This window comes from Carnobacterium sp. (assembly GCF_032094055.1).
Classification (GTDB): domain Bacteria; phylum Bacillota; class Bacilli; order Lactobacillales; family Carnobacteriaceae; genus Carnobacterium_A.
Genome location: NZ_DAMDAK010000002.1, coordinates 64,897 through 65,316 on the forward strand (window position 1 = coordinate 64,897; position 420 = coordinate 65,316).

1 protein-coding gene is annotated in these 420 nt (G+C 34.3%); it reads left to right on the forward strand.

The window, feature by feature from the left end; all coding sequences use genetic code 11:
* On the forward strand, window positions 1–420 hold a 420-nt coding region (locus tag RT405_RS00805; RefSeq protein ID WP_396162946.1), incomplete at both ends, for a family 1 glycosylhydrolase.

A 420-nucleotide genomic window follows, 5' to 3' on the forward strand; every position in this document is an offset into this window, starting at 1 on the left:
AAGACATTTCTTTGATGAAAGAATTAGGAATGAAGACCTATCGTTTTTCTATTTCCTGGGCAAGGATTATCCCGGATGGTGATGGTGAAGTGAACGAAAAAGGAGTGGAATTTTACAATAAAGTAATCGACTTATTACTTGAAAAAGGAATTATTCCATTTGTTACGTTGTATCATTTTGATTTGCCATTTTCATTAGCTGAAAAATACAACGGTTGGGAAGATAGAAGATGTGTTTATGCTTTTGAACGTTTTACAAGAATTTGTTATAAAGAATTCGGAGATAGAGTTAAACATTGGCAAGTAAACAATGAACAAAACTTGATGGTCCGTGTGAATGAACGAATGAATATGTATGATGTTCCAGCTGAAGATGCTGAAAGAGTTCGTGCACAGATGGATTACCATATGTTTGTTGCTC